26 protein-coding genes are annotated in these 23726 nt (G+C 41.3%); 2 read left to right on the top strand and 24 right to left on the bottom strand.

Features of this window, described 5'->3' with window-relative positions; all coding sequences use genetic code 11:
• Positions 1–19: 19 nt before the first annotated feature.
• The 4 genes from ACXAFE_RS19520 to ACXAFE_RS19535 all read right to left on the bottom strand — a co-directional run bounded on the left by ACXAFE_RS19520 (position 20) and on the right by ACXAFE_RS19535 (position 2208).
• Positions 20–346 carry an ankyrin repeat domain-containing protein gene (locus ACXAFE_RS19520; protein ID WP_475156759.1) on the bottom strand — a complete coding sequence of 109 codons (327 nt, stop codon included), beginning with the start codon at positions 344–346 and terminating at the stop codon, positions 20–22.
• Between the two features lie 119 nt (positions 347–465).
• Positions 466–891 carry a VOC family protein gene (locus tag ACXAFE_RS19525; RefSeq protein ID WP_475156762.1) on the bottom strand — a complete coding sequence of 142 codons (426 nt, stop codon included), beginning with the start codon at positions 889–891 and terminating at the stop codon, positions 466–468.
• A gap of 248 nt (positions 892–1139) precedes the next feature.
• Positions 1140–1598 carry a GNAT family N-acetyltransferase gene (locus tag ACXAFE_RS19530; protein ID WP_475156765.1) on the bottom strand — a complete coding sequence of 153 codons (459 nt, stop codon included), beginning with the start codon at positions 1596–1598 and terminating at the stop codon, positions 1140–1142.
• Positions 1599–1620: 22 nt separating this feature from the next.
• A complete protein-coding gene (locus ACXAFE_RS19535; RefSeq protein WP_475156768.1) occupies positions 1621–2208 on the bottom strand; it encodes a MarR family winged helix-turn-helix transcriptional regulator in 588 nt (195 codons plus the stop codon).
• Between the two features lie 169 nt (positions 2209–2377).
• Here ACXAFE_RS19535 and ACXAFE_RS19540 point away from each other — a divergent pair, with 169 nt between their 5' ends.
• A complete protein-coding gene (locus ACXAFE_RS19540) occupies positions 2378–2968 on the top strand; it encodes a carboxymuconolactone decarboxylase family protein (RefSeq protein ID WP_336436238.1) in 591 nt (196 codons plus the stop codon).
• Positions 2969–3005: 37 nt separating this feature from the next.
• On the opposite strand, the gene ACXAFE_RS19545 is transcribed toward ACXAFE_RS19540, so the two are convergent.
• The 14 genes from ACXAFE_RS19545 to ACXAFE_RS19610 all read right to left on the bottom strand — a co-directional run bounded on the left by ACXAFE_RS19545 (position 3006) and on the right by ACXAFE_RS19610 (position 14467).
• A complete protein-coding gene (locus ACXAFE_RS19545; RefSeq protein WP_475156779.1) occupies positions 3006–3701 on the bottom strand; it encodes an aspartate/glutamate racemase family protein in 696 nt (231 codons plus the stop codon).
• Between the two features lie 3 nt (positions 3702–3704).
• A complete protein-coding gene (locus tag ACXAFE_RS19550) occupies positions 3705–4247 on the bottom strand; it encodes a GNAT family N-acetyltransferase (RefSeq protein ID WP_475156784.1) in 543 nt (180 codons plus the stop codon).
• Position 4248: 1 nt separating this feature from the next.
• The gene (locus tag ACXAFE_RS19555; RefSeq protein WP_475156786.1) at positions 4249–4722 is read right to left on the bottom strand and encodes a hypothetical protein; all 474 of its coding nucleotides are present in this window, start codon (positions 4720–4722) and stop codon (positions 4249–4251) included.
• Between the two features lie 27 nt (positions 4723–4749).
• Complete coding sequence (locus tag ACXAFE_RS19560) at positions 4750–5871, bottom strand: alkene reductase (RefSeq protein ID WP_475156789.1); 1122 nt, start codon at positions 5869–5871, stop codon at positions 4750–4752.
• Entirely contained in the window at positions 5868–6302 is a 435-nt protein-coding gene (locus ACXAFE_RS19565) for a YtoQ family protein (RefSeq protein ID WP_475156791.1), read from the bottom strand. Before ACXAFE_RS19565 ends, ACXAFE_RS19560 begins: the two co-directional genes overlap by 4 nt.
• 70 nt (positions 6303–6372) lie before the next feature.
• Positions 6373–6834 (bottom strand): hypothetical protein, encoded by a 462-nt coding sequence (locus tag ACXAFE_RS19570; RefSeq protein WP_475156793.1) that lies wholly within the window; start codon positions 6832–6834, stop codon positions 6373–6375.
• A gap of 1 nt (position 6835) precedes the next feature.
• Entirely contained in the window at positions 6836–9532 is a 2697-nt protein-coding gene (locus tag ACXAFE_RS19575) for an Ig-like domain-containing protein (protein ID WP_475156795.1), read from the bottom strand.
• A gap of 120 nt (positions 9533–9652) precedes the next feature.
• Positions 9653–9880, bottom strand: a complete 228-nt coding sequence (locus ACXAFE_RS19580; RefSeq protein ID WP_475156800.1) for a DUF2798 domain-containing protein — start codon at positions 9878–9880, stop codon at positions 9653–9655.
• 383 nt (positions 9881–10263) lie between these two features.
• Complete coding sequence (locus tag ACXAFE_RS19585; RefSeq protein ID WP_475156802.1) at positions 10264–10803, bottom strand: isochorismatase family protein; 540 nt, start codon at positions 10801–10803, stop codon at positions 10264–10266.
• 29 nt (positions 10804–10832) lie between these two features.
• Entirely contained in the window at positions 10833–11234 is a 402-nt protein-coding gene (locus tag ACXAFE_RS19590) for a hypothetical protein (protein WP_237131485.1), read from the bottom strand.
• A gap of 31 nt (positions 11235–11265) precedes the next feature.
• Entirely contained in the window at positions 11266–11571 is a 306-nt protein-coding gene (locus ACXAFE_RS19595; protein ID WP_475156807.1) for a Fis family transcriptional regulator, read from the bottom strand.
• Between the two features lie 133 nt (positions 11572–11704).
• Positions 11705–12433 (bottom strand): SIMPL domain-containing protein, encoded by a 729-nt coding sequence (locus ACXAFE_RS19600; protein ID WP_475156811.1) that lies wholly within the window; start codon positions 12431–12433, stop codon positions 11705–11707.
• Positions 12434–12512: 79 nt separating this feature from the next.
• A complete protein-coding gene (locus tag ACXAFE_RS19605; RefSeq protein ID WP_475156815.1) occupies positions 12513–14036 on the bottom strand; it encodes a carotenoid oxygenase family protein in 1524 nt (507 codons plus the stop codon).
• Positions 14037–14047: 11 nt separating this feature from the next.
• On the bottom strand, positions 14048–14467 hold the full coding sequence (locus tag ACXAFE_RS19610) for a DUF2141 domain-containing protein (protein ID WP_475156817.1): 420 nt from the start codon (positions 14465–14467) through the stop codon (positions 14048–14050).
• 145 nt (positions 14468–14612) lie between these two features.
• Here ACXAFE_RS19610 and ACXAFE_RS19615 point away from each other — a divergent pair, with 145 nt between their 5' ends.
• Positions 14613–15461, top strand: coding sequence for a LytTR family DNA-binding domain-containing protein (locus tag ACXAFE_RS19615; protein ID WP_475156821.1), 849 nt, complete (start codon positions 14613–14615; stop codon positions 15459–15461).
• A gap of 1 nt (position 15462) precedes the next feature.
• Here the strand turns inward: ACXAFE_RS19615 and ACXAFE_RS19620 are convergent, their stop codons facing one another.
• The 6 genes from ACXAFE_RS19620 to ACXAFE_RS19645 all read right to left on the bottom strand — a co-directional run bounded on the left by ACXAFE_RS19620 (position 15463) and on the right by ACXAFE_RS19645 (position 23693).
• Positions 15463–16554, bottom strand: coding sequence for a heparan-alpha-glucosaminide N-acetyltransferase domain-containing protein (locus ACXAFE_RS19620; RefSeq protein ID WP_475156824.1), 1092 nt, complete (start codon positions 16552–16554; stop codon positions 15463–15465).
• Positions 16544–17164, bottom strand: coding sequence for a hypothetical protein (locus tag ACXAFE_RS19625; RefSeq protein ID WP_475156826.1), 621 nt, complete (start codon positions 17162–17164; stop codon positions 16544–16546). The genes ACXAFE_RS19620 and ACXAFE_RS19625 overlap by 11 nt, the downstream gene beginning before the upstream one ends.
• Positions 17165–17242: 78 nt before the next feature.
• The gene (locus ACXAFE_RS19630; RefSeq protein WP_475156828.1) at positions 17243–19630 is read right to left on the bottom strand and encodes a GNAT family N-acetyltransferase; all 2388 of its coding nucleotides are present in this window, start codon (positions 19628–19630) and stop codon (positions 17243–17245) included.
• 1 nt (position 19631) lies between these two features.
• Positions 19632–20852 carry an MFS transporter gene (locus ACXAFE_RS19635; protein ID WP_475156830.1) on the bottom strand — a complete coding sequence of 407 codons (1221 nt, stop codon included), beginning with the start codon at positions 20850–20852 and terminating at the stop codon, positions 19632–19634.
• Positions 20852–22147 carry a lysine N(6)-hydroxylase/L-ornithine N(5)-oxygenase family protein gene (locus ACXAFE_RS19640; RefSeq protein ID WP_475156832.1) on the bottom strand — a complete coding sequence of 432 codons (1296 nt, stop codon included), beginning with the start codon at positions 22145–22147 and terminating at the stop codon, positions 20852–20854. The genes ACXAFE_RS19635 and ACXAFE_RS19640 overlap by 1 nt, the downstream gene beginning before the upstream one ends.
• Positions 22148–22151: 4 nt before the next feature.
• Entirely contained in the window at positions 22152–23693 is a 1542-nt protein-coding gene (locus ACXAFE_RS19645; protein ID WP_475156834.1) for a pyridoxal phosphate-dependent decarboxylase family protein, read from the bottom strand.
• Between the last annotated feature and the right edge of the window lie 33 nt (positions 23694–23726).

Below are 23726 nucleotides of genomic sequence, written 5' to 3' on the forward strand. Positions count from 1 at the left end.
TTATATAAAACGCGTTTTACTACTGCGGCAACTCAGCACTTAATAATGCAATCGCCAATTTATTGTTTTTGTTTTTAGCGACGTCTAACGCGGTGTTGCCACGCTTATTTTTGCGTGATGTTTCGGCACCGTTATTAAGTAAATAACGCAAATTATCAATTTTGCCTAAGTAGGCGGCATCAATGGTGGGTGTGTCACCGTTATTATTCGCGATATTTACATCAGCACCGTTTGATACCAGTAATTTTACTAATTCAAAATTGTTGGTGCTCCAGCCAGCAAGTATTAATGCGGTATCGCCAGCCTTTGTTTGGGCATTTAGGTTTGCGCCTTGTTGTATTAGCAACTTAGCGCCTTCCAATAAGTAAGGGTCTTTACGAAAGCTTGTAATAAAAAATGGCAGAACGGTACTGTTTGAATTATGCAGCGAGGTAAAAGTAACGCCAACGGCCCTTGTTATGTTTTTTACACTACGGATTTATCGTAACACACTAATTCTACAACATTATTCTCAGGGTCTTTTACGTAAATTGAGCGCCACTGACACCATTGATGTTCTGCGGTTATTACTTCTAAGCCGGCATTTTCTAGCCTTGTTTTTTCGGCTAAGTAATCTTCTGATGAAATTTCTAATGCAAAATGATGCAGGCTTGAACACGCTGGTTCAATGGTTGAGGTATTGTCATTGGCAAATGCTCTAGGCAACTCTTCGGCAAATAAGCCGATTACTTGTGTATGACCACCAAAGCCCTCTGCAATTTTAAAAAATGCTACTTTGGGAAATTCTTTAATTAGTTCAAGACCAATAATGTTGGCGTAGAACTCTTTCATACTTTCTAAGTCGCGCACTCTAAGTACTGTTTCGCCTAATCCTTTAATTGCAGGGTTCATCTCTTCTCCTTAAAAATTTGCAGACTAATTATTTTTTATTTAATTATTTCAGTAGATTATCAGTATAGCTTTGCGCTTACAACGTTAAGTTTTGCGTGTATTTATGGGCATTACTTAATGGCGCGAAACGTTGGATTACGTAAGGCAGCGGTTTTATTTAAATGTGTGTTAAGTGTAAAAATTTGCTTGATGCTGCGTGCTTACAGCTAAGCAAAGGGTTTAAACTGTGATCTTGATTAAAGAGCTGATTAATTATTTTGCGCTGCAATATCGGGTGCTTTAATAACAAAGCCACGTTCTCTGTCGCCGTTGAATCCGACTGCGCTATACACTTTATGGGCACCATTTAGCTTTGCGCCAGACAGCAGCATGACTTTGTAGCAGTTTAACTGCCATGCTAAATCAATTGCATAACTGAGTACTTGCTGGCTCAACCCTTGGCGGCGAAAATCGCGGCGCGTTACAACATGTTCAATTAAACCAAACGGGCGCGCGCCAACGGCAATGCTTAAATTGATACTGAGCGCACATGTAGCTGCAAGCGTGCCATTAATATCAGCAACCACTATATGGGTTCTGTCGTCACTAATTATTTGTTGCCAGCGCTCAATGGCAAGTGAATCGGGCAACGCAGGGTCGCTTGGTCGCAATTCGTTATAGAGCGTTAATACACCTGCCAAATCATCCTTGTTAGCGAGTCGGATCATGGTATTTCCTTATGGAATTACTTTATTTTGATTGCTTTTGTGTGCGTTTAAACCAACGAATTTGTTCACTTTGGTCGCGCGTGGGGGTGCCGCCTTGCTTCGCAACTGTGTCGGCATTGTCTGCCAGCATTTTCTCGGTATTTAGCTCTATTTTTTCTAACAACATCATTAGCGTTGCTTGTTCCGTTTCGCTAATGCCTGCTAATACAGCATCGCAACGCTTAGCCATGTAGTCAGAAATTTTTTGGTAAATCGGTTTGCCATTGTCACTGATTTCAACCAGTTTACTGCGGCTTTTTTGATGGTCGTTCGACGCTAAAATTAGCCCTTTTTTTAGCAAGCCGTTAATCGCACGGGTTACCGAGTAGGGGTCTAAGCGCGTTTGATAGGCAATATCGGCCGCATTAATTGGCCCATACGAGCCAACATTTAACAGTACGCGAATTGCTCGGGTGTCTAGGTCGGTAATTTGTTTTACATAGGCGTCTCTATCGAGTACCAGTAAATTACTGGCGGTTGCAATGCGGTAGGGAACCTGCTGATAGAGATCAAGCGCGTCATTGGTTTTACTGCTTAATGAAAAAGACGTTTGGCGTTTGTTTGTTGTCATAGCGCGTTATTGATTTTTATATTTAGGCACGGTACTGGCTGCAAAATAGCATATTTAACCGATGTGAAACACTGAGAAATAAGTATGTACAAAAACTAGACATGGTTTAGTGGCTTGATTATATTTATGTTGCATATGCAACATAAATATAATCAACAGGAGAAATAGCATGGCGTTAGTAACCCCCTTATCACCCGATCACGATAGCGAAGTGGCAGAGCTTGCAAAGTTCTTTAACGAAACCTTAGGCTTTTGCCCAAATAGCGTATTAACCATGCAAATTCGCCCAGAAATAGCCCGGGCATTTATTAATTTAAACAAAGCGGTAATGGCAAATGATGGGCGCGTAACAGCAGAGCAAAAGCGTTTAATTGGTTACATCACCAGCGCAAATACTGGGTGTCGTTACTGCGAAGCACATACAATTTTAGCCGCTGAGCGTTATGGCGGTAGCGATGAACGTTTAAAGCATATTTGGCAATTTAGAACATCCGATTTATACAGTGATGCTGAAAAAGCGGCGTTTGAATTTGCCTTAGCAGCATCAAGCGTGCCTAATGCGGTTGATGATGCAATTTCGGCAAATTTAAAAGAACATTGGGATGATGGCGAAGTGGTTGAAATTTTGGGCGTAATATCACTGTTTGGTTATTTAAACCGCTGGAACGACAGCATGGGGACCACCATGGAAGCAGGCGCTGTTGCCGCAGGAAAAGAACACCTAACACACAATGGTTGGCAGGTTGGTAAACATCAATAATTGAGTTTTTGTAAAACAGAATATTGCACTTAAAAGACTAGTTTTTAAGTGCAAACTTCACTGCGGCATCGGCATGAATGCCTGTGGTGTCGTAAAGGGGAATCTCCGTATCGTTTTGTGATACTAATAATGCGATTTCAGTACAGCCAAGAATTATCGCTTGCGCACCTTGGCGGTGAAGCTTATTGATTATTGCAAGGTAACGCTCTTTTGACTCTGGATTGATTTCGCCAAGGCAGAGTTCGTTATAAATAACACGGTGTACACAGTCGCGATCTTCTTCATTAGGCACTAATACTTGAATACCAAACTTTTCTGTTAGGCGGTTTTTATAAAACCCTTGTTCCATGGTAAATGCGGTGCCAAGCAAACCAACGCGGGATATATCATCTTGTATCAAGTGTGCTGCGGTGGCGTCGGCAATATGCAGCAGTGGAATGGAAATATTGTCTTCAATTTGGTGCGCTACTTTATGCATGGTGTTGGTGCAAATAAGTAGGCAGTGCGCACCTGCTGCTTCTAAATCTTGCGCAGATTTTGCTAGCATGTCGCCCATTTTTTGCCATTCGCCTGCTCGTTGCAGTTTTTCTATATGATCAAAATTTACGCTATAAAGTAAAATTTCTGCGCTATTAAGCCCGCCAAGGGCGGCTTTTACACCTTGGTTAATGGCTTTGTAGTAATTGAGCGTAGATTCCCAACTCATGCCACCTAAAAGACCGATTGTTTTCATAAATTACCAATAACACGCCTGATTAAGAGGCAATACACAACGTACTTCGCCAGTTAGTTCGCTAAGTGGTTTATCGCCAAGTGCAACCGCTTGCCAACCATGAGGGTACGACAGTGAAAAGGGCGGAATTAACTGAGTATCAGCCACCGCTTGAAACCCCGTTTTACTGTAAAAATTAGGGTCGCCATAGGTCACAACAAAATCCACGTTGTGTGTTTTTAAATACATAAGCGCGTGGTTTATGAGTGCTTGCCCGATGCCTTTGCCTTGTTGCGACGATGCCACCGCCATTGGCGAGAGGATCACAGCGGTAAGATTTGGCTGGTTGCTAATCCATAATTTACTAAACAGTACTGCGGCAAAAAGCGTATTGTGCTCTTTTGCTACAAAACCTATCAGCTCTTCGCTTGTGCAGTCACTAAGCATGCGCTCGGTCAGTTCACCGATTTGTAACCCTGCTTTTGCGCCGTCAGCATCGCTAAAAACATGGGTAAAGAGCGCGGTGATATCGGCCGCTGCATGATGAGAAATGGATTCAAATTGCATGTTAAACAGTTCCTTGCTTACATTGATTAATAAGTTTAGTGCTGTTTGCGATATTGTTGCGAGTTAATTTAGCAGTAATCACTTCTGATTTTGCGCTAAGTGTATTGATGTCTTGCAACCAAATTGAAATCGACTCATCATGAATGGTGTGTGCTAGTTGATAGTTTCCGCCAGCTGGCAAGGTGAGGTTGAAATTGGCGAATGCAACTTGGTACGAGTTGAGGTTATTTGCCTCTTGGTAAGTCGCTTTTACCCAAATATTGTGTTTGCCCGCAGGGTATTGCCGTGCAGTAACCCAAGTAGCGGGTTTGTGCTTATAGCACATTAGGTAAACGTATTCTTTTCTGCCTTGGCTATTATCGTAGCTGGTATTTTCAATACGAAAATGCCCTTGTTTAATGTCGTTATTAAAAGGCGACATAGCACAGGCAAACAGGTTACATAATAAGAGTAAAGTAATGAGGTGTTTAGTCATCATAATTCCATTTTGATGAGAGAGGCGCTAGCGTACGGATTTTTGTGCAAAACTGCAACTGGTTGGGTAGTCGGTATAGCCTTTTTTACCGCCACCATAAAACGAACTGTGCGCATCATTGGCTAATTGCGTTAGCGATATATTGCCCTGCATGCGCTCAACTAAATCGGGGTTACAAATATAGGCTGTACCAAAAGCAAATAAGTCAGCTATGCCTTTATTTAAAAAGCAGTTTGCAACCTCTTGCGTTAAACCGCCCGCCAACATTATTGGATGTGGGTAAAGCGAGCGTATTTTTTTGCGATACGTATCGGTGATTGGCTGATAATTACCAATATTTTCAGATAGGTGCAAATAAGCGAGCTTGATTGGTGCGAGCGCCTTTAAAAGTGCTAGGGTTAAGGTTGGCATGTCGCTGTCATGCTGTTGAAAGCTGCTGGTAACAAATGGCGAAATACGCAGCCCCACTTTGTCGCTGCCAATAGCATTAGCCATAGCTTGGCACACATCAACCGTTAATCGAATACGGTTTTCAATTGAGCCACCGTATTTATCATCGCGTGTGTTGGCATAACGGCGCATAAATTGATCTAGCAAGTAACCGTGTGCGCCGTGAATTTCTACTCCATCGAATCCCGCTCGCATGGCGTTTTTCGCAGCAATAACAAAGTCATTCACCGTGTTTTGAATATCGCTTAAATCCATGGCTTTTGGCATTGTGGTGTCTATCATGCCTAGTCCGCCATTTGGTAGCGGGCCGTAAACTTTGTCGGGTTCTTTTATTGCCGATGGCGCCAGTGGTTGTAGTCCTTCGATAGCTGTACTTGAACGCCTGCCAACGTGCCACAACTGAGCAAAAATCTTGCCGTCGCGCTCATGTACTGCATGTGTAACTTTGCGCCAACCAGCGATTTGCTGTTCCGTGTAAATACCCGGCGTAAGCGAGTAGCCGCGCGCTACCGCTGAAATAGGCGTTCCTTCACTAATAATTAAACCCGCAGTTGCACGCTGAGCATAATAGGTTGCCATTAGGTCGTTAGGAATGTTGCCTGGTTGCGACGCCCGCGAACGCGTCATAGGCGCCATAACAATGCGATTTTTAAGTGTTACTGATCCAAGTTGGATTGGATCAAACAGGCTTAAATTCATGAATTAAGCGTGTACGCTAAAATTTCGACAATTTGTGATGGTGATGTAGCCCACGCTTGCGCGCTGCCGTCTACTTCTTTTAATGCATGAACAATTTCTTCGCTATGCAGCGTAATGTAGGGCTTGCCAAGGGCTGCGCAGTAACCTGCATCAAATGCGGCGTTCCATTGTTTGTATTTATCACCAAAGCGAATAATCGCTAAATCACATGATTTAATGGCATTTTGAATACGTATTGCATTTACTTTTGCTGATTTGTGGTCGCGCCAAAATGAGTTAGTTTCTTCGCCTAGGCAATCGCCTGCAGCGTCGCTTGATTCGTGATCTGTGTTTGGTGAGACAAACTGAATATCGAGACTTTTAGCTTGGCAGCCAGCAATAATTTGTTCGCGCCAATCACTGTGGATTTCACCTGATAAATAAACTTTCATTACATGCCCCTTACTTATATGTTGTGCGTTGTTGGCTAGTTTCAGACTAACTAGCCAACTTAACCCTAACCTATTGCTTTAGCCAAATATAGTTTATGCGTTGCTTAGAGAGTTTCAGCGGTAAAATAACGTAATTAGTACCGTACACGGTAACATTGGTGACTTCACCTTCGCTCAAAATATAGCTGTTGCTTTCACTTTCTAATTTCCACGCGTTGTTTTTAGTCAACACTTTAAACACGGTTCGCCCAGCATCGTTTGGAATTTTAACCTCTAATTGTGCGTTTTCTCCGTAAGCAGCAACTAACGCATCTTTTTGGTAGAGGCCGGTAAATTTAACAGGGCCTTGAGGCGAGTGTTGAGATGTATTTTTGAATCTGCAATCACTGCAATTTGCCAGTGTTTGCGCGTCAAAATTTACCGCAACGTTTTGATAACTTAAGCCGGTGTTAGTCAATTGCCAATCTGGCGAGCTGCTATTAAAGCAGCCCACCAAGAGTAACAACAAGATTGTAATCGTTACTCTTTTCATCTTATTTACCAGCAGTCGAAATCATTTTTAACAGCTCCTTAGACGGCGCTTGCTCAACAATAACTTCTTGTAGATCAGAGTCCATAACATTTTGTGGTTTTTGTTGCTCATTTGATGAAACCGTAGCGCCACCATTTGCGCCACTCCAATAACGAGTAAAGTTAAGTACTAAGTTATCCCATTCGTTAAAGTCGTTAAGCTCGGCACTTAATTGGCCATCAAAGTTTAAGTCGTAGTTAGTTAATACGTCGCTGTTGTTGCCGTTACAATCAAAATCAACCGCAACAGAATTCGCATTGACTAAACCAAGCGACTCATCGATTTGAGCTTCGTTAATTGTGCCATTAACACCGTGCGAGTAGCTGATTTTGAAATCTTCTGGTGCAGAGGTAAAACCATCAATTAATTGTGCGTCTTCTGGGAAACAGTTATTGTTACCAGAGAAGAAACGACGGTGGTAACGGTCACCTTCGCTTTCACCGATAGTTGATAAACCACTTAATTGATATAAGTAGTTCATTACGCTGTGGTGATTAGGTTTATTATTGGTGTTGTTGTTACCGCCATGGCGAAGACCCAGGTTGTGACCTAGCTCATGCATAATCGTGCCGGCTTGCATGTTGTACACAATATTACGGCCTACTTCGGTTTCTAGGCTAAAGCCCCAGTTACCCATAGAAATAATAAAGTCATTACCGTTGATTTCAGCAAGACCTGAAGAACCCGCAGAGCCGTCTTCTTCTTGGCTATTTGCCATTAACATATAGTGGAAAATAGGACGACGTTTGATGTCGAAATTTTTCACTTTATGGTCAAGTATACTTGGTGCTTCTGCAGAACCTGCAAAGTTAGTTTGCGCGTAAAAATCAACTTGGTTACCACCGCCTAAATCATAGTCGGCTGGCGAAATACCTTCAGCTTGGTGGTATAAGTCACCGGCATCAAAATGCATTGCAATATTTTGCGCTGCAAACGCCGCTTTAACTGAATCTAATGCTTGGCGATGCAATTGAATACCAGGGTCATTACTTTCCATGTAGTCGACTTCGATAAAGATGTCTCTTACACCTGCGCGAGCACCCCACTCATAAAGTGGCAGGCCTGCAAAGGTTGCGCCTTCTTGTTCGGCACAATCTGGAATGCCGTCGTTGTCGTCATCGGTATTACAGCTTACGTCATTTTGTCCGCCCGGCGTCATGTAATAGCTTACTTGCCAATCTTGCGCTGAGTTTGTATCGCTATCAAGCGCTGCACGAACAACACTCATACCTAGGTTTTCTTCCATTGGCGCGGCATTGTTACCTGCTTGCCATTGGCTTGCGTCAGTTGGCAGATAGGCATTTTCGCCAAAGCTAACAAAATCTACCGTTGTACCAGACACCGTTTGTAATTCAACAAAACCGCCTGAGTAGTACCATTCAGGGTGAATATTTGATTCGTCTGAAATTAACATTAGCTGATCTGATTCAGCGACACTTTGTTGCCAATAGCCGTTACCGTGCTTTGCTTGCAGCACAATAAATTCACCCGGTGCGAGGGTTTTGTCTGAAAGTGCAAAAGCTCTTACGCCGGTATCACTCCAATCGGTATAGTTAATGCTTTCGGCAACAATTTGGTAGTCTGCAAGTGAAACAGGGCTGGCAGTACCGTTATAAACTTCTACCCAACGATTGTCATCCCAGTATTTTGACGATGACACTTCTGAAATAAGCAGATCGCTGTTTTCAGTTTTAAATGTAAAGCTTTGTTCAACAAGCGACGTGCCGTGGAAGTTGGCAACATCACCCGTTACTTTTATAACGTAATCAGTTGATGCAGAAAGGCTTTGAGCTGGGTTTAAGGTTAAAACAGTTGGCGTAGCATCAGTTGTTGCTGAGCTTACGTCAAGCGCAACACAAGTGGCAAAGTTATCGTTACTTAGCTGAATGCTGCCGCTACATTGTGTATCTGCATTAGTGGTAACACTGGCTGCGTCTAATACATCGTCGAATGAAATTGTAATGTTGCTATCAACTGCGACTAAACGAGCGTTTGATTCGGGTGTTTTGGTCACAATTACAGGGGCACTTGTATCAACTAATTGAATGCTGACTAGCTGCGATGTTTCAAGGTCACCATCGCTTAAGGTGATTTCAAACTCTTGGTCTTCAGCACTGTTTAGGCTAGGCGTATAAGAAAATAAGTTGTTTTCAAGTAACGTTAATTCACCTTGTTGCGGCGCAGTTTTAATTGCAACTTGTACCGTGTCGCCATCAGGGTCTGAAATGCCTAAATCAAACTCTCGCGCTTGGTTAAATTCAACTTGTACTTGAGACGCGTCGGCAATTGGCGCGCGGTTTACATCGGTAATGGTGGTGCTGATGTTAAGCGTTGATTGGGCACCGTCGTTGTCGCTTGCGGTTACGGTAAAACCGACAGCGCTATCGCTGGCAACTTCTGGCGCAGTAAAGCTTAAATTTCCATTAGTATATGTGAAATCGACCGTTGGGCCGCTACTTTGCACGACATTTGACGACTTAATGCTACCGTCACTGTCTGAAAGTGTAATGGCAATAGCAACATCACCACGCTCTGGGTAGGCACCGGCAATATTGCTTGAAATAGTTGGTGCTTTATTGGGTTTGTCGTCGGAACCACATGCTGTGAGTAAGAGAATGCTCGATGCAATTAGGCTCGCTTTAAATACTGGCGCTTGCATTTTAGTCCTTTATTTTTCTTGTTAATAAGTTGAAATAATGGCGTAAATGAAAGCGCAAGTCTAGCGATTGTGATGGATTGTAATATTATGTTTTTAAATGACTTAATTAAATTTTGTTTATCAATCTTGTGCAACAAAAAGGCGGGTGAGTTTATTTACAACAGGTGCAACTAAGGTAACTGTTGGAAATGCAACAACAAATGCAAAGCCCCAAGCTTTTAGCCAAAGCGAGATTAAATTCTCAACAAAGCCAACATTGAATAAGGTAATAACAAACGACATTAAAAATGACATTAACAGTGCCATAAAAAAAGAAAAGACAAAACGTTGATATTTATTCGGGATCATTGCAGGGAACAACTTTATTTATAAAACACGCGCCAAGTTTACCATAGTAGCGCGTGTTTCAGGTAAATCATGCGATTAAACAACACGAAACATTAGGGCCTGTTGACCTTTCAAGTTCGTTTTTACAGCAGTTTGATTGGGTTTTATACAAGGCAGAGGCTGCGTGGCATAGTTATTCTATGTGAGTCAGCCGATAACACAGTAGAAAAGCCAATCAAGCGCTGCCGAACGGTTCTTTTGAGCGCACTTTTCTCATTGTTGCTCGATATTCGCTTAGATTGCTAGGCCACACATCAAGCGCCGCGATAAAAGCACGCTCAAAAAGAACAAAAATAGAACAGCAAAGATCAACAGGTCCTAATATTATTTAACCTAAGCTCAGCTTATTTAATTAAATTTAATATCGCTTTAAAGTGCTCGTCGCGGCAATCTTTCACTAATTCAAACAGGCTCATTTCAAGCCCCGTAACATGTGCACCTAATTGCTGTAGTTTAGTGATGGCAAGCTGTTTATTTTCAGCTTTACGGGATGCAATACAGTCGCCCACCAAGTGTACTTGGTAATTATTGAGCAGCAAACTAGAGCAAGTTTGATAAACACAAATATGTGCTTCAATACCACAGACCAGCCAATGAGCCTTACTTTCGTGCTCAATTGTTTGCATAAACACGGGCTCGCGAAAGGCATCAAAGGTGTATTTTGTGATGGGCGTAATGTCGGCCAGTAAGTTTGCTATTTTAGGGTGTGTTGCACCTAATTTTTCAGGGTTTTGTTCAAGCCAAATGATCGGAAGATTAAGAATTTTCGCGCCTGAGATAAGCGCGCAACAATGTTCAATATAGGCATCGCCGCCCGCCATTAGGCTTGCTAGTTTTCCTTGAATATCAACAACAATTAAGCCTGCATTATTACGTGTAATCATGTTATTTGCCTCGATTGTTCGCCTTGAGTTTAGCCTTTAGTACGAGAATAAACGGTTAATAATGGAAAATTACTTTCACCAAATTGAATGGTAAGCGATAAGGTTTCATCGTCTTTAAACATTTGCTCAAATGCTAATGGGCGAATACGCGCGCCATTGCTAACTTGTGCCATTAAATGTTTATGATTGAGCGTACGCGAGCCATTGGCAAGGTTTTGAATGGTCACTACGGCGAATCGCTCACCATTTTCGTTGCTCATTAACACAAAGTTTTTTACATGGAAGTCGCTTAATTCAGGTTCGATGTTGCGCTCGTTTGGAAATGCCAGTTCAAAACTATGTGGTACTACGCGATCAACACTAATCACATTTTGATTAGCAAATAAGGTAATTGGCGAAAATGCGATAAGGCAAAGTAATAATCTAATCATAAAAACTCCATTTAATAGGTGTAAACAGACGCTAAGGTGCATCCTGTTTGGTTACGAAAGTAACACACTCTTTGATAGCAGCAGTATTAATATTTAGTTGTTTAAGCGTTTGTGCTATTTGCGAGCGGACTGAGAGCAAGTGCTCGCTATTGGTAAAATTGGATAAGGCATTTGTGTCTTCAAAAACGCATGTAATCTGCAAACTTTGCGGAAATTTTTGAAAGTTAACTGTGTGCGTAACCCAGCAAAACCCCGCTAAGTCTTTAAGGGTTTCTTCGCAAAGTGTAGTAAGCGCGATGCGGATTTGGTTATCTAATTTTTTATCGGATTTACGCATGTAATTTAAAAACCTTGGGCAGCGATTATTCGCTGCCCACTATAACTAACCTAAGCGTTAGATAACACATTATTTTCTAGCAATGATTGCTGTATTAAATGTGTTCGCAATAGGTTTGTTATTAACCCTCTAATTAGTTTTTACCTTTTAAATCAAACACCACATTAATTGTCGCCTTAAAGGTGAGATCATCTTGTAAATAGGTACCGGGCGAAACTGATCCCATGTCAGCACTCATCATGCGTGCATTACCCATTTTTTCCATTGTTCCGTAATGCTTAATTTGGTCGTAATTTTGCGCGTTAATACTGTAAACCTTGCCAAGTGCTGCGCCAAATGAATTGGCGAGGGCTGCACCATTGGTTTTCGCATTTTCAATGGCGCGTTCTACAGCTTTTTGCTGTAGCTGTTCTTCTTTTGACGATGCCATTTCAACACGTTGAATTTGGTTTACTTCAACGCTTAACGCTAAATCCATCACATCGCTAAGCATGGTTAAATCGTTCACAGTTACTTGAATTGAGCGACTTGCAGAGTAGCCAACATGCAGTTGTTTACGCTCTTGCTGCGAATACTCGTATCGCGGTGATACCGCAATGCGTGATGCGACAATGTCTTTTTCGCTAATGTTGTATTTTTTAAGACCTTTTAACAGGGTATTAAAGCGTTTATCTACTTCAGCTTTCGCCTCTGCGCTTTTTTTATCTATGTGCTCTACCGAAAAATGTAAAACGGCGATATCTGGCTTAACTGTAGTTTCACCATAGCCTGTAATTGCGATGTGGCGATGATTAGGTAAATGGCTGTTGGCAGATGCTAAACTTGAAAGCGCTAACAGTGATAAATAAAACAATGGCTTCATGGTGCGTCCTTTTTAAATAAGTCTCTGTTTTGAGTTGTGAATTATAGATAAGTTCACCATAAAGCATTGTCAAGAATTGTTAAACCGCCATAAAATTACCATGAAAGCCAAGCGGTAAGGCTTGCCCCAACCAAGCGCGGCAAATTGGGCCATCACTAACATGACCTATTTTAAAAATATTAACGCAGGTGCGTTTTGACGGTACATGAAGCGCTGTGCCCATTAAATAACCGTTTCCTTCTTGTTGTGAGTTATCAACAATCACATGCTCTTCAACCAAAAAGTCTTCGCCATACACAAAGGTATCTTGCTTGCCATTATTCACATTTATAACGCGCACACTATCACTCCATACATCACTTTGTATTGATGATAATGTCACCAGTAAATTATTTTTTAACCCTGTTAAGTGGTCGTACACGCGTGGAAATTCGCTAATCCCCGAAATGGTTTGTTTATGAGTACTGCCGTTTTTATAAAGTGTGAACAATACAGTATTGGCAGGCGTTGCATTGGACGTTTTACCACGCATTAAATCACTCATATGATGTAAGTTTTCACAATTTGGATAAAGGCTGGCATCAAAGCGAATCGTACCATCGGTGTCTTCCCACGCATTACCAAAATGAAAGGCAAAGCCAGTATCCACTTGGTATTCACGCGTCAGTGTTAAGGTATTTTTGTCAATGACTAATACCTTCATCGGCAGAGAGCTATTGTAGCGAACTGCACTGAATAACCGCTCATCGGTTTTATCTCTATCAAGCGAGGGTAAGATGATCAGTATATTATTCTGTGTGATTAAAAAGTCATGTAGCATGCCGCCACGGTAATTGGTTTTAAGTAGGTTTACTTTTTGCGTTACTCCGCGGTTATTAAGATGGTAAAGTACGATGTCACCAGTAATCGTACTGCCAAAATTCCAAATCGTGCCGTCCGCCTCAATTTTTGGGTGTGCTGAAAAGGCGAGCCCTTTTAAACTATTACCATAACGAGTGTTTTCGCCAAGGTTTACAAGACCTTTTGCGTCCAAACTACTTGCATCTATTGCGGTTGCAGAGCCCGCTTCCCAAAGTGCCCATAGCTCGCCATTTACCGGAATAATATTGGTATTTGCAGCATTAATAATGTCGGTTTTATTGACAGGCAAGCTGCCGGGTAACTTGCTATTTGGTCCAGAGAATAAAAATTTATCTGCGGCTTGCTCTTGAGTGTACTTGTTGGTTTTTACAAATTTAGCACGGTGCTGAATGCCAGTATCAGCAAAATTAAAGTGTTGGATCATGCCATCACCTTCAAAAAGATGAGTGTAGCGTTGTCCATTACGCTGATGCACCGCAGGCCCATTACGATAAAAATTGCCGCGAAGCGCTTTTGGTAATTTCCCTTCAATGGTTAAGTTTTGCCAAGGAATATCACCAGACATGCTTTTTAAACCAATTAAGTTAGGGTTATTAATAGCGGCCTTGTCAAAACTGGTTGCAAACTGCGCCATGATATCTTCATTTGCGCTCGCCAAATTTGCGAGCGCAGGAAAGGGGCTACAAGCAACTGCAGCAACAGATAAACCGAGCATACTTTTTAAGGCTTCACGTCTTTGCATTACTTCGCTCCTTAGTAGTTAACAGTTGATGAATTAATAACGGTAATATCTGATACTATGAAGGTCATTTGCTGGTAGCTTGGCGGACCAAAATTGACCGGCGCATTATTTGAGAAGCCATAACCTTCGATTGGCATACCAAACATATTGTTGTCGAAGTCTTGGTTATTGTTTTCATCATGGAAGTAGCGAATGGCATAGTCACCGGGTTCAACATCATTGAAAGTCACTGTTAGTTGCCCTTTTTTTGCATTCACGATTGCAACATTGTGTGCTTCACCTTTTTTAAAGTTGTTTTCGCCTTTGAATAATTGGATGTATAACTTCCCCTTATCGTGTTGAATACCTTCAATATTAAATTGCACGGTTTGTGCAGATACAGGTAATATAAAAAGGCTTAACGAAAGCGTAGATAGTGTTAAAAAGTTCATTGAATCTCCTTAATTAAATTGTTTTTTAATGAGCGTTATTTTGCTCGTTGGAATCACAATATGACGATTTTTTTCAGTGCTCAATTGACCTTTCGTAAAGTGAGTTCATTACTTCGTGAAATAATAAAAAAAGCAGGATGTACAATTGGCGAATCGTGAAATTAACTTTAATAATCAATCGATAAGAGAGTTTTTAGAGGCAAGGGATTTAGCGACTGATACCGTTGTTGTCGCTATTTTTGTGTTGTTTTTAACGTTTCTTCGCCCATTTGGTATGCACCAAATTGACATTTTTTATGCAGGGTTTTTCTGGAGTGTGATGTGCTTTACTGGCTACGTAATTTACTCGCCAACAATGTTCTTTTTGTCAAAACTACTCGAAAGAAATTTACCCGAGCGGATAAACAACAAAGCCGTTCGACTTGTACTTTCAACATTAGTAGCAAGTGTTTTAATGGGGTTGTTAGCGCCCTTTATTATTAATCTCTTTTTTAACTATTTTGATAATAGCTATTTGCAATCTTTACCTATGTCGATTTTATATTGCACGGTTATTGGTGGCATTATTGCAGGTGTAAGCTCAATTAAATCGCTAATGTTGCAACAACAGCAACTGCTTAAACAAAGTGCGGAAGAACTGGCCCTTGAATCTGAAAAAGTCGATACCATTCAAAGCCAACCAATCGAATCATTGATTAATGAGCTACCGATTGCCAAACGCGGCAAGTTAATTTGTTTGCAAATGGACGACCATTACTTAAATGTAAAAACAGATAAAGGTGAACACCTGTTATTAATGCGTTTTAAAGATGCGCTCGCGAAACTGGAGCATTATGACGGCTTTCAAACACATCGTTCTTGGTGGGTTGCCAAAGACGCGGTGGTAGATACTAAAAAAGACGGGCGCAAGCTTATATTAGTGATGCAAAATGGCACCGAAGTGCCAGTGTCGCAAACCTATTTAGCAAATGTAAAAGCGGAGTTAGATCTCTAAATCACTCAACTTGCGGTGCTCGTTTCAATGCATGTTTGTTAAGACTTAGGTTCGTTCTAGCTGTTACATAGCCATAATGGCAAAGCAGCGTTAGGGAAATCGTTAAGGGCATTAACATTATTGTTTGTAACGAGTTCATGGTTTGATATCCAACAATCGCCATGCCCCAACAAATTAACACCCATTGGGTTACATAAAGGCTAGTAACATGCTGCGAACAGTAACTAAATAGACCATGTAATCGTTCGAATATACCGCTTTTTAGCAGTTTATTGAGGCACCATAAAGCGATTAAGTTAACGCCAATTAAATAGGCGATACCACCGAATCCAGTATGGAAAAAGTTGCCAAAATGATAATCAAAATCCCATGCCATCAACCCGCCACCAAGTAAGGTCAAAGTTATACCCATTTTCAAGCAGTCGCTGTGTAATGCGACACTATTGTGACTTTGCACAAACCGTTTGCCGATAAACATGCCCACCAAAATGCAGCTTAACCACGGGAAAAGTGGAAAATATATTTGATAGGTATTGCCCCACAGTACTTTGGCTAAATAATCTAACCCGGCAATGCCTGGCGTCCAACCGCTTAATGGCTTAGCGCTCACAGCTATTGCCAAGGCAACGATAAGATACCCCCACTCATTCCTAACAAACTGCGTAATAGCACTAAGAATAATCAATGAGAAGCCTGCCATTTGAAGGATATCACCGGTTAAGATGAGGTATTGATATTGAAAGAAATTTAGAGGTGTTTTCCACTCATAAGCAGCGACAAATGACTCCGGCATGACACCCAGTATAATGGGCAGTACGAATTTTAGAAAATTCATACTGTAACCAATTGCGAGAATTGTTAGGCCACGAAAAAATAAATCACGACTAGATTGTCGCCTTGATAGCATCAATGAGATTCCCATAGCAACAAGAAATGATGCGGTGCCTTTACCGAGAAAGTGAATAATATCACCCAGTAAAGAACTCGATTGGGTTTCTTTATCTGCATACATCCACAATGTATGCACACAGATCATAATAATGACACTCATGCCACGAGCGATATCAATGGAAACCAAGCGATTAGTTGGCATGTGTTGTTCTCCTAATGGAATTTTTGGGGCAATTTTCACACGGGTTATTGGGCTCGATTTGAATATGTAAGCAGCAGGTTGCTAGCTTGATTTTTTGTGAATTGCTTTGCCTATCTAAAAAAGTATGTTGTTTATTAAAAAGGGCGTGTTGCCACTCACTCAGTGCAGCGGTTAATACATCGCTTTGCGCGATACCTGACACTCGGACAAAGGCCTGCGCCAGAATATCGCAAACGATTTTTATACTCTGTCCATACGAGAGATGGCAGACTTGCTTCATGGTATTGAAGGCGTGATCCAAACACCTTCTTAATGAATGGATATTGGCATTAATCGCATGTTGCAGTGTGTGGTGAGTCACAATGTTTGTCACCTGCAAACCATACAATGTGTTTTCTGTTTGTACTTGTTTCAGCTCATGAAGATTTGTACTTATTTTGGCGCGGTAGCAACTAGCCACAGATAAATAGATGGGTTGCCAAATAAGTTGTCGCCATAAATTCACAACGTGGTACGCACGTGTTGTGTGACTGAACTTTTCTTGCAAGGTGCGATGAAGTGAAGAGATAGCATTGGGATGATAGTGAAAATTAATGTCACTATCACCCACTAGTTTAACCTCGGGCACTGTACTTAGTGAAGTTGCCAACACAGCTTTAGGGCACCCTTTATTGGTTTGAATGGCCATTTAGTCTTTAAACAATGCTATGGGGTTGGCTAACTTTCCGGCAAATTGCAGGCTGTTTGCTGGGTCCGTTAAGTCGACCATTTGTTTGTTGTTCTTAAGCTGCAAGCGATTTAAGCATGAGAGTTCGAACTCGTCACAGAAAATGTCGTACTGTGCAAAGCGCTCACTTAGTTCAGGGTGGGCTGCCTGATATTGGTTAATTTCAGTTGCAACTAATTGCCAAAATTGCTTTGGTGTAAAGCAATTTTCTTGCGCGAGTAATGGCACCATGTATCTGAAAATACAGTCAAAGACATCCGTGAAAATAGACAATAGTTCAAGCTCTTTTGGCATAGTGATAGCAATGCGTGCGATTTCTTCGGGTAATTCATCTTGTGAATTAAGCACACACACCTCCTCACCAATATCCTTCATAAAGACACCTACTGGCACATGATCTTTAAACCTTAAAATCAAGTTTTCACCGTGCGGCATAAACACCAATTTGTACTTATAAAAGCAGTGCAGCAGAGGGATTAAATACGCTTTTAAATACGCTTTTAGCCATGCCTCAGGTGAGCGCTTTGATGCGTTTATTTTGGCCACTATGTAAGCATTGCCATTATTATCTTGATGCAGCAAGCTGGCCATGGTTGCAAGTTGCTCTGAATTGTCGATTAAATTAGTGGGGTTATCACGCCAAAGGGCTGCGATCATTTTTTTATAAGGTGTATCCCCTAATTGACTATCTTCGTAATGACTGCCGCTAAAGCCCAGTGTGGCAAGCTCGCGCAGCGGTACGAAATTAAGAGAAGATAGGGTGGTATCGTTCAGCACTAAATCATAGACCCACTGATTAATTGCCGGAGTCACCGCCATATATTTGGCCGACAAACCGCGCATAAAGCCCATATTTAAAATTGATAATGCTACTTTCACATAGTAGTTATTAGGCTTTGATAAGTTAAACAAGGTACGGATAGATTGTTGCGGTAGGTATTTATCAAATCCAGCACCTAAACAGACTAGCGTATTATTTGCTAATTCACGGGTATATAAGTGAACAAGTTTATTTTCCCACTGCCAAGGGTGAACAGGGATTAAGTAGTAGTCATCTAGTACTAAGCCTTTTTCAGCAAGCCGTTTTTCAAAGAGTAACTGCTCACTTAAATCCAGTTGGCTATCGATTAACGACTGATACTTGATATCATTTATTGCATTAAATGCTGTATGTGTTTTAGCACCCGCTAGCCAGACAATCTGTATTGGGGATGCGGCTTCAGGTGCGTATTGATGAAAATCTGTTGCATCAAAACCAATGCGTCCGTTATTGGCAATAAAACTGGGGTGGCCATGGGTCATTTCAGATTCTACCGTTTGAAATGACTGATGCACTAACTCGGGGGCGGTGAATGATCGTTTTGCGTATTTATAGCAGGCTGAACTTAAAGTGCTAGATACTTCTTCTAAGTAGGTAGCCAGTTGCTGATCTGCTAATCCGAGCTTTGAGGCAAATTCCAATAGAAACGCCAGGGCATCCAAAGCTTGCTGCTCCCCTTGGTTATTTGTTTTTACTAAGCTCGATGCATCGATCATAAGATGATCAAGGGGTAATTGCTTTGCAGAAAAGTGATAAGTCACTTGCTCATTACTGTTGGTTAGCAAATAACTACCTGTACTTAACTCAAACGGGGTAAGTAACCGCTCATGAGAAAACTCGGTGATCATTTTAACGATTAGCTGTTGGTTTGCTTTTTGCCAATGTGTTGTTTTTATGTGCGATGCGAATTGTGTCGCATCGTGCGAACTGTCATTTAACTGAGTTGAGCTATGTAAATGATTAGCATACTGCTTACTATGATTAAACGCGGTTTTAGTTAGTTCGCCCAGCAAAGCCTGTTTTTGTTTTAAGCGAACGGTTTTAAGGTGACGAAAACCAACACTTAAATTAAGGGCATGGACTTTGTGATTATGACAATCTGGCTCGACTAAAATTCGCGTTGCATGGTATTCATCAAATATAAATTGCATACAGTGTTGCATTACAGCATGACTAAAACCACGAATAGGATGCGTGTTGGGTGCTAATAAAATATGAAAGCCAATATCGCCTGCTGTGATATCAATATGTGATGCGATTTCGTGTTGTGACACATCATAAATTTCTATCAAAAACTGGGCAGTGCCATTGATATAGCCTAAATATGCTGTTTCATGTCCACTGTTTATCAGCGTTGAATAAAAGGCTTTGACCTCGTCAATTGAAGCATTTTCCATTCCCCAAAATTTTGCATAGGGTTGGGTTAGCCAACTGTGTAATAAGCTACTGTCGTGGTCTGGTAAAAATGGCTTAAAGCTAATTTGGCCCAAAAGAGGGCTTTGCAAAGTAACATGATCTATCTGTTTCATTTCAAGATTTCTCTGATTCTAAAGTAGGCTGATGTTGCGGTAATGGTTGAGAATGTGTGGCGTTATGCGTAAATACTTTAAATAGGCCAATAAAGACGAAAAACGTCAGTGCCATTGCCCCTGATGCAACTAAAAATGGCGTATCGTAGGCGTTGGGTTGTACTAGCGAACCAACTAAAAATGATGCGCCAATAACCCCTAGGTTTTGCATAAAATGGATTTTGGCAAAGTCTTCGCCATAGTGCTCTGGTTGGCTAAGCGAAAACAATAACACCTCAAGCTTCACTGTGATTACAAACATTGCATAGCCGAGTAAAATACGGCCAGCAATAACACTCTGCCAATCAGGCGATGCCTGTAGCCACAAACCAATACACGCAAATCCTAATCCAACAAGAATGTGTTGCTGGCTGGTCCAGTTAAGTGAGCGGCGACTTTTGCTGAGAATAAGCCCAAACAATGCCATCCAAGCGGGAATTGCATACATTAATCCGGCAATAAAGGTACTGCTGATACCACTAATATGTTGCCAGTAAAGTGTGAAATAAGGACGCGCAAGAAACCCGGCAAAATACACAAGCAATGACACCAGACCTATGGTGTAAATAAAGTTTGGTATTTTTTTACGCAATACAGGCGAAGAAACCTTTGGATGCAGTGCCCACTTCAACTTGAGTTGTTTACTTAGGTATAAACAAACACCTACTTGTACAATATCGCCCAGTGCCATAATCAAATAAATGGTTTGGATATCAGTTAAATCAATTACCCAACCACCGAGTAATGCGCCACCAATACCACCAAAGTGCATCAATACGCTAAACAGGCCAACAATACCTAAATGGGATTGTTGATCTTCCAAACGCAATACAAATGGATATATCAGTAGGTAGCTGGCTTTAAATACCAGCATCGCAAGCGAAATCACCCAGAACCAAACAATGTCAGTACTAAAAAAACACGCAATGCCTAAGCAGGCTGCTATGAGTTGAGTTACGACCCAAATATGTACCTCATGAACGCGTTTGGCGAGTTTTGCCCAGTAGGGGAAAGCACACATAACGGTAAAGCACACAGTAGCAATATAAGCACCCACATGATGGCTATTATCTATGCCAAAACGATCAGCAAAGAAAGTAGGATAAAAAGGCAAAATCATAGTGTCGCAGATTACTGAGATGAGTGTCAGTAAAATCAAACTGGTTTTAAGCGAAATACGCATTACACATTTTCCCCTTCAGAGCAGGGTGTTGCTTCAGGCGCTAAAAACTCTTGAAATGTGGTATGCGTTTCAACCTGATAGTGTGCATAGCCCAAAATCTGGTTGATTATTTGGCTATTGCGATAACATGCCATGCCAAGATCTGGGGTGACAAAGCCATGGGTGTGTAACTCTGCATTTTGCACAAAAATACGTTGTTGCTTGTCGATAGAATAATCTCGTGCGACAGCAAAACGCCCTGTGTTATCGCGGTTTATCTGACACTCAATACCGCTTAAGAAGACCGGATCTTGGTAGCTAAAGCCTGTAGCCATGACTAATTTATCGAATTCAAGTGTGAAACTGTGATCGGCTTCGGTTTGTTGAAACGCCAAGTTGTGGCCTGATTGTGATTTTAATTCGCTGTTAGTGAGTAACCGAGTTGGTACATCACCATCGAGCTTTAACTGATACAAGAGATCATATATCTCATTGATAAGTGAGCTATTTATGCCTTTGTATAAATGTTTTTGATTTGCAATTAAGGCGTCTTTTTTTACTTGTGGCAGATCATAGTAATAGTCCACATAATTAGGCGACGTCATTTCTAGGGTTAACTTCGAATACTCAAGTGGGAAAAAGCGAGGTGCACGTGTTACCCAAGTGAGTTCATAATTGTGTGAACGAATATCTGTTAGCAGATCATAATAGATTTCAGCAGCGCTTTGGCCAGAGCCAACAATCACCAATTTTTTAGCCTGTGTGAGTGCGTCTTTGTTAGCTAAGTATTGCCCTGAGTGGATAATATCGTCAGCGTTTTTATCAACCGCAGCGGTATAATTTGGCACAGGCCCAGTACCTAAAACAAGGTGCTTGGCAAAGTATTGATATGTATTACCCGCACTGTCTTTAGCTGATATGCAATAAAGGCTCTCACATTCATTGAAATCTACCTGAACGACTTGTCGCTCAAATTGCACATTACTAAGTGATTTTGACGCCCATTGGCAGTATTGGTTGTATTCTTTTCGCAGTAAGAAAAAGTCTTCACGAATATAAAACTGATATAAGTTACCTGTTTGTTTTGCATAATTTAAATAGCTATACGGGTTAGTTGGGTCGGCCAGGGTCACTAAATCAGACATAAAGGGAGTTTGCAGGTGAACACCGTCGATCATTAATCCTGGGTGCCAGTTAAATTCGCTACGTTGTTCGAGGAACAAACCGTTTAAATCGTTGATTGACTCTGTTAAACAAGCAAGGCTAAGGTTAAATGGGCCTAGGCCAATCGCAATAAAATCATAGGTTGGTTGCATGGTATTAGTCCGTTACCTGTTGTGAGAGTTCAAGATACGCATGGGCTTTGATTTCAGATAAAATTTCAGAAATATGCTTAATGCTGGTGGTTGGGTTAAGTAGGGTAAATTTAAGGTATTGCACGCCTTTTACTTTCGTGCGGGCAATTGCGCATTCTCCAGTTTTGAAGCATTTTTCCTTTATTTGATTGTTGACGGTATTTAGTAGCTCATTGGGTAAGTTTTTTTGGTAAAAACGAAATACCAAGGTGCTGATCTCAGGTTGATGGATCACTTCAAACTCATCATCTTGATTTAATATCGCGTGTGTTTGTTTAGCGAGCTTAATCACTTTATCGAACACGTTGCCAATTTGCTCCGCGCCCATAACACGTAAGGTAAGCCACAATTTTAGAGCATCAAAGCGACGTGTGGTTTGCAGACTTTTATCAACAAGGTTCGGCGTTTTTTCAGTATCGGTGTTTAATGGGTTGAGGTAATCTGCATGGTGCGTAAGTAACGAAAAATGTTGACCATTTTGCATAAAGAACGCGCTACTGCTGACTGGCTGTAAGAACGATTTGTGATAATCCACGGTAACGGAATTCGCGTTTTCAATGCCGTTTAACTTTGTTTTATGTTGCTTACTGACCAGCAATCCGCAGCCGTATGCGGCATCAACATGCATCCACATATTGTGCGCTTTACATAATTGAGAAATCGCATGTAATGGGTCGATACTGCCAAAATCAGTTGTGCCTGCTGTGGCAACGACGCAAATTGGGGTATTTCCCTCTTCGACGGCTTTCTCTATGGCCTGTTTTAGTGCATGGCTGTCCATTTTAAATGCGTGATCGACAGGTATCGACACAACAGCGTCATAACCAAGTCCCAAAATGGCTGCGGACTTTTGCACGCTAAAATGGCTGACTTCAGAGGTAAAAATTTTATAGCGAGTCGCTTGTTCAGTTAATCCAGAATCACGTAGCGACGTATTTTGAAATGTTTTTGCGTAGTAATCTCTTGCGATTAATAACGCCATTAAATTAGACTGACTACCACCACTTGTGAAAATACCATCTGCTTCGCTATTAAATCCTATTTGCTTGCAAGTCCAGTCAATGAGTTTTTGTTCCATCAATGTGCCAGCACCGCTTTGGTCGTAAGTATCGAGTGATGAGTTAATGGCGCTAAGAATTTGTTCGGCAATTACACTGGGGTACGCCACAGGGCAATTTAAATGGGCGACATATTTTGGATTGTGGAAATACACAGCATTGTTTAAATAAATGTGTTTAAGTTCTTCTAATGCTTGTCGTGTGTTGCCTACAGGTGAATCTAAGTTTACTTTGCTGACAAGATCTTTGAGTTCATTAGCGAGCTTGCCATTAAAGACTTTGTGATTACTACTAATTGCTTGATGTACATAGGATAATGCTTGAATAGAACCCGATTCATAATCAACAAGGTTTTGTTGATTGAAAATAAAAGTTGATTCGCTTTTAGGGTTTGTAAATGCAGTCACATTGTCACTGGCGAAAATCATTTGTTCAGATACGTTTTCCATAATATTTTTCTGACACTGAAAAAGGAACAGGGA

Source organism: Pseudoalteromonas sp. ABV4_021 (genome assembly GCF_056159365.1).

Bases quoted from the DNA above. Each gene is read 5' to 3' on its own strand.
- ACXAFE_RS19525 (WP_475156762.1), bottom strand. From the start codon at position 891: ATGAACCCTGCAATTAAAGGATTAGGCGAAACAGTACTTAGAGTGCGC.
- ACXAFE_RS19530 (WP_475156765.1), bottom strand. From the start codon at position 1,598: ATGATCCGACTCGCTAACAAGGATGATTTGGCAGGTGTATTAACGCTC.
- ACXAFE_RS19535 (WP_475156768.1), bottom strand. From the start codon at position 2,208: ATGACAACAAACAAACGCCAAACGTCTTTTTCATTAAGCAGTAAAACC.
- ACXAFE_RS19540 (WP_336436238.1), top strand. From the start codon at position 2,378: ATGGCGTTAGTAACCCCCTTATCACCCGATCACGATAGCGAAGTGGCA.
- ACXAFE_RS19545 (WP_475156779.1), bottom strand. From the start codon at position 3,701: ATGAAAACAATCGGTCTTTTAGGTGGCATGAGTTGGGAATCTACGCTC.
- ACXAFE_RS19550 (WP_475156784.1), bottom strand. From the start codon at position 4,247: ATGCAATTTGAATCCATTTCTCATCATGCAGCGGCCGATATCACCGCG.
- ACXAFE_RS19555 (WP_475156786.1), bottom strand. From the start codon at position 4,722: ATGACTAAACACCTCATTACTTTACTCTTATTATGTAACCTGTTTGCC.
- ACXAFE_RS19560 (WP_475156789.1), bottom strand. From the start codon at position 5,871: ATGAATTTAAGCCTGTTTGATCCAATCCAACTTGGATCAGTAACACTT.
- ACXAFE_RS19565 (WP_475156791.1), bottom strand. From the start codon at position 6,302: ATGAAAGTTTATTTATCAGGTGAAATCCACAGTGATTGGCGCGAACAA.
- ACXAFE_RS19570 (WP_475156793.1), bottom strand. From the start codon at position 6,834: ATGAAAAGAGTAACGATTACAATCTTGTTGTTACTCTTGGTGGGCTGC.
- ACXAFE_RS19575 (WP_475156795.1), bottom strand. From the start codon at position 9,532: ATGCAAGCGCCAGTATTTAAAGCGAGCCTAATTGCATCGAGCATTCTC.
- ACXAFE_RS19580 (WP_475156800.1), bottom strand. From the start codon at position 9,880: ATGATCCCGAATAAATATCAACGTTTTGTCTTTTCTTTTTTTATGGCA.
- ACXAFE_RS19585 (WP_475156802.1), bottom strand. From the start codon at position 10,803: ATGATTACACGTAATAATGCAGGCTTAATTGTTGTTGATATTCAAGGA.
- ACXAFE_RS19590 (WP_237131485.1), bottom strand. From the start codon at position 11,234: ATGATTAGATTATTACTTTGCCTTATCGCATTTTCGCCAATTACCTTA.
- ACXAFE_RS19595 (WP_475156807.1), bottom strand. From the start codon at position 11,571: ATGCGTAAATCCGATAAAAAATTAGATAACCAAATCCGCATCGCGCTT.
- ACXAFE_RS19600 (WP_475156811.1), bottom strand. From the start codon at position 12,433: ATGAAGCCATTGTTTTATTTATCACTGTTAGCGCTTTCAAGTTTAGCA.
- ACXAFE_RS19605 (WP_475156815.1), bottom strand. From the start codon at position 14,036: ATGCAAAGACGTGAAGCCTTAAAAAGTATGCTCGGTTTATCTGTTGCT.
- ACXAFE_RS19610 (WP_475156817.1), bottom strand. From the start codon at position 14,467: ATGAACTTTTTAACACTATCTACGCTTTCGTTAAGCCTTTTTATATTA.
- ACXAFE_RS19620 (WP_475156824.1), bottom strand. From the start codon at position 16,554: ATGCCAACTAATCGCTTGGTTTCCATTGATATCGCTCGTGGCATGAGT.
- ACXAFE_RS19630 (WP_475156828.1), bottom strand. From the start codon at position 19,630: ATGAAACAGATAGATCATGTTACTTTGCAAAGCCCTCTTTTGGGCCAA.
- ACXAFE_RS19635 (WP_475156830.1), bottom strand. From the start codon at position 20,852: ATGCGTATTTCGCTTAAAACCAGTTTGATTTTACTGACACTCATCTCA.
- ACXAFE_RS19640 (WP_475156832.1), bottom strand. From the start codon at position 22,147: ATGCAACCAACCTATGATTTTATTGCGATTGGCCTAGGCCCATTTAAC.
- ACXAFE_RS19645 (WP_475156834.1), bottom strand. From the start codon at position 23,693: ATGGAAAACGTATCTGAACAAATGATTTTCGCCAGTGACAATGTGACT.